Source organism: Nonomuraea sp. NPDC003754, assembly GCF_053605785.1.
Genome location: NZ_JBSGJX010000103.1, coordinates 1 through 4278, shown reverse-complemented (window position 1 = coordinate 4278; position 4278 = coordinate 1). Strand labels below are relative to the sequence as shown.

Sequence of the window (4278 nt, the reverse complement as noted above, 5' to 3'; positions counted from 1 at the left end):
GCGATCAAGAATCTCGTGATGGATCTGGACGAGGCGGGCTGCCGGGCGCGCTATCTGATCCGAGACCGGGATGCGAAGTTCCCGGCCCTCATGGATGAGGTCCTGTCCGACGCCGGCATCCAGACCGTGCTCACCGGTATCCGGATGCCGCGCATGAACGCGGTCATGGAACGATGGGTGCAGTCGTGCCGCCGAGAGCTTCTCGACCGCTGCCTGATCTGGAACGAACGCCACCTACGGCACGCCCTGCGCGAGTATGAAAAGTTCTACTACCAGCACCGAGCCCATCAGGCCCTGGCCCAAGCGGCACCGTTGCGTACCGTGCCAGATCCGATTACCGATCCGAAGCGAATCGCCGACCTGAACATACGCCGACGAGACCTGCTCGGCGGGGTCCTCCACGAGTACTCACATGCCGCTTGAGCTGCGTGGATGGAATTCTCGGCAGGCGCACTGCGCGTAGGCCGGCAAGGCCGGGGTCGAGGTGACCAGCAGGACCGGGGTCAGGGCGAGCACCATGGCTCGGCGCAGCCGTCGACCGGTGGACCGGGAGCGAGGAAGTGGAGCGGATCGGCGGGGATGGTGGGTACGGGTAGGGGGTAACAGGCGCACACAAGCTCCGCTCATGAAGAGATAAGCCGGATGTAAAAGCGACCCGATCAAGCCAAAAACCGCACATTCGGTCAAGATCTACACAAAGTGATCAAGTAGTCATCCGAACGCGCGTTCTATCTCTGATTGAACCCTCAACTACAAGGGCAAACCGGTCAGATGGACAGCCAGCTGGACAAGCTGTCAATTGTGACTGTCTGTAAATACTGCAGATGGGCGCGGTGATCCCGAGATCAAACCGTGATCCATACTCGCAGGCAACGCTCAGGAATCCTGCTAAGAGCGGAACTTGACGCGGGCGTGGCCGACTGCGTCAGTGGGTAGAACTACTCGTCATCCGAGCCCATGGCCCGAACGCCAGCCATCCTCGGGGCGGATGTGGATCGCGTCCCACCTTCAGTGGGCGTGGAGCGCAACACGAACACGTGATCCAATCGTGACGTGAGGCTCGTACGGTCTGCTGTCCATGCAAGCAAGATCACTTGTCGTCGGCCTCATACTCGTGGCCGCGGGCCTGTCTGCGATAGGAGGCGGCGCGTACGGCCTGGCCACCGAATTGACCCGCGGCCCCACACCCGAGGAGACCAAGCGGGCCGGCGAGGACGAACTGGCCCTGCGCTGGCGACACTGGACCGCCGGACGGCTCTTCCCCGACCGGTTCACCACTCACGACACCAAGGCAAGTTTCGCCCACCGGATCGGCATTGCCCCCGAAAGCAGCTGCGAGCAGGCGCTGGACGACAGCGCCACCAAGGTGGCGAGCGCGCACGGCTGCCTGAAGGTGCTGCGGGCCACCTACGCCGACCCCACGGGCACGATCCTGTCCACGCTGGCCATCGTGGTCATGAAAGACGCCGCCGCCGCCAAGGCCGCGCTGGCCGCGGGCAACTGGCAGAACAGCGGGGTACGGCCAGCGGGGATCCCAGGCACGCTGTCGTCAAGCTTCGACGCAGGTCAGGAACAGGAGCGCACGGCGCTCGGCCGCGCCAACTACCTCGTGCTCGGCACCGGCGGCTACGCCGACGGCCGGCCGCGCCTGCCTCGCGCGGACCGCGAAGGCTTCCCCGGCTTAACCCTCAACGCCGTCGACGCCCTGGCCACCGTCCTGTCGAAACACGTGCCGGCGTGCGAGGTCAAGGAGGTCGTCACATGCTGACCCGTGCACTACTGGTGGCCGTGCCGCTGGTGCTGGCGAGTGCGCCCTCCTCGGCCCGCGCCGACGGCCAGCCCATCGTGCGCATGGCCGCCGACTTCGCGGCGGCGCAGCGGATCACCATGGGCGAAGGCGCTCGCGTGGCGATCGTCGGCGACGCCATCGCCAACGCCCGCGCGCTCAACGGCGCCGTCCGCAGCCGGCTCGACCTGGTGAGATGGCCGCCCGCGAAGATGCTCCACGGCACCGCGCAGGCCACGATGCTGGCCGCCTCAGGACCACGCCCGGACGCCCCAACGGCCACTCGCGGGCTGGTACCAGAGGTGGAGTTGCTGTCGGTCCGCGTCGAATCCTTCCCGGGCGACTTCGGCAGCAGCAGGATCGGACGTAGCGAGTGGTTCGAGAGCAACACCGGCGTGCTGTTCCTGGCCAGCGGCATCCGCTGGGCTGCCAATCACGGCGCCGACGTCATCTGGACCACCACCTCATGGGAGGGCGGAGACACGCGCCTGGCCGAGGCCGTGGCGTATGCGGCTGGTAAGGGCGCGGTGGTCGTCGCGCCAGCGTGGCCCGCCCCCCGCTCCTGGGGCATCGGCGTCAACGGCGTGTTCGAGCCGCACGGGCTGCCCGGTGTCATCGGCGTGGGCGTCGTCGATCTGAACGGCAGCCGCCTGGAGGAGTACTCCGCCAAGAACCGCAGCGTCCTGCTCTCGGCCCCGGGCCTTCCGCTGCCGACCACGGGGTCGCGCGGCGAGCGCTACTACCTCGACAGCGGGACCGCCGCCTCGGGCTGGGTGGTCGCCGCGGCGGCGATGGTCAAGGCCAAGTACCCCAAGCTCGCCCCTTCGCTGGTCATCCAGGCGCTCGCCGCTTCCGCCCGCCGTCCAGGACAGCAGAGCGAGGACGAGGACGTCATCACCGCCGCCTACCGCACCACCGAGCCGCGCTCCTACGACACCTCGATCGGCTTCGGCCTCGTCAACCCCGCAGGCGCCCTGAAGATGGCCGGCACGTTCGCCGCGATGAAGCCGGACAAGGACAACGTCGCGCCCGGCACGCGCTTCGGCGGCGGGATACCCGCCCAGAAGATCGTCGCCGTACGGCACGACAAAGCCGGCCTGACCGGCTTCGCGGCCGCGATCGGCGGGGGCGGGCTCCTGCTCTCCTTGGCAACGGTGGCCATCATCCGAGGACGGCGCACTCCCAACGAGGGCATCGAGGTTGCCGCGCGGGATTAGGCGCAAAGCCCTCCAGTGCCGTAAGAGACCTCGTCGGATGCGGCGCGACAACCCGGGCGGCTCCGCGTGTGGTCCGGCTCGCTGTCGTGCCGGACTGCCGTGCCGTATAAGTGACATGCGCGCTGGGTGTGGGGTCGTACCGGACCACGGTAGATCACCATGCCCAAGAGGCGAAGGAGTCGACGTGGATATAGCCTTGATCTTGGGTGTGCTGGCTGAGCAGGGTGTGACGGCGATCCTCAAGGCTGACGGCGAGCGCATGCGTGAAGGTGTCCGGCCCTGGACCTTCGTCGCGAGTGGCGGTCCCCTCAGCGGGCGACCTGTCCGAATCGACGAGGACTCGGTGGAGAGATGCCTGGAACATGCTCTGCCTCGCCTGCGAGCTATGGGTCTATCGGTGCCTGCCTGGTCGACTCGGAAGCTGAAAGCCAAGTGATGAGTACGGGCGCAACTCTCATCTGCGGAGTTTACGATCGCCGATCACAACCAGCCCCGGCCCTTGCGGCGCGAGGGCCAGCGCCCGCCCAACGCCAACGACACGCAGGCCTGGGACAAGCTGAGAACACAGCTTCGCCTCGGGCAGCACGTCACCGGTACTGTCGTCTGGGTCCCCAGCCTGGCATCATCGGCATCGAGATCGACCTGGGACTCCCCGTCGGCGGCTTCGTTGATGTTCTTCACCTGCCGCGCGATCCGACAAGATGGCCGTTGGCTGGAACCGTCACCGATTTCACTATCTGGTGGATGGACGAACGGCCTCAAGTCCGGCTGATGCCCGCCGACCCGAGCTACCGCCGTGAGGACTTCACCAACTGGCTGCGAAATCAACACACCCCCGCCGCCGAGGCCTTCCGCGACCAGGGTGGGCCAATCGCCCGTGATCAAGGGCACCAAGATTGCTAAGAGAGCAAGACTTCGTTCCCAGGCGGCTCGCGCGTCTCTCGCCAGTTCGGGTCCGTGACTGCTGGTTCCCCTTCAGGTGGGTCTGGTTGGCACATTGCCGCCAGAGCTCAGACGTGATGGGGTCCCGGTATGGATCATGCTCAATACCCCGGTGGGCTCAAGCTTCCCCTCGTCTTCCCGCATCGACGCTTCAGGATCTGGAGCTACGTGCCCACGCATAGCGAACTCGTCCTCCGTACTGAGCTTGAGCCGGACAAGCCGGAGAAGCCCCAGGGGCTTCCACCCGAAGACTGGACACGGCTTATGCAGCTGATGCCAGCGTAGATGATGTTGAGTGGAAGGCTGTCTCGTAGGTCTGGGGAGCCCGCTGGC

The 4278-nt window shown here is 66.4% G+C and carries 4 protein-coding genes; 3 read left to right on the top strand and 1 reads right to left on the bottom strand.

What is annotated here, in order from left to right; genetic code table 11:
• The 3 genes from ACWEVS_RS45955 to ACWEVS_RS45945 all read left to right on the top strand — a co-directional run.
• Window positions 1-423 (top strand): integrase core domain-containing protein (locus ACWEVS_RS45955; RefSeq protein WP_452557536.1); only part of this gene is annotated, 423 nt, incomplete at its 5' end.
• A gap of 655 nt (window positions 424-1078) precedes the next feature.
• Window positions 1079-1768 carry a hypothetical protein gene (locus ACWEVS_RS45950; protein ID WP_452557534.1) on the top strand — a complete coding sequence of 230 codons (690 nt, stop codon included), beginning with the start codon at window positions 1079-1081 and terminating at the stop codon, window positions 1766-1768.
• Window positions 1762-3003 carry a S8 family serine peptidase gene (locus tag ACWEVS_RS45945; protein WP_452557532.1) on the top strand — a complete coding sequence of 414 codons (1242 nt, stop codon included), beginning with the start codon at window positions 1762-1764 and terminating at the stop codon, window positions 3001-3003. Before ACWEVS_RS45950 ends, ACWEVS_RS45945 begins: the two co-directional genes overlap by 7 nt.
• 480 nt (window positions 3004-3483) lie before the next feature.
• Here ACWEVS_RS45945 and ACWEVS_RS45940 read toward each other — a convergent pair whose 3' ends face one another.
• Window positions 3484-3888, bottom strand: coding sequence for a hypothetical protein (locus tag ACWEVS_RS45940; protein WP_452557530.1), 405 nt, complete (start codon window positions 3886-3888; stop codon window positions 3484-3486).
• Window positions 3889-4278 lie beyond the last annotated feature (390 nt).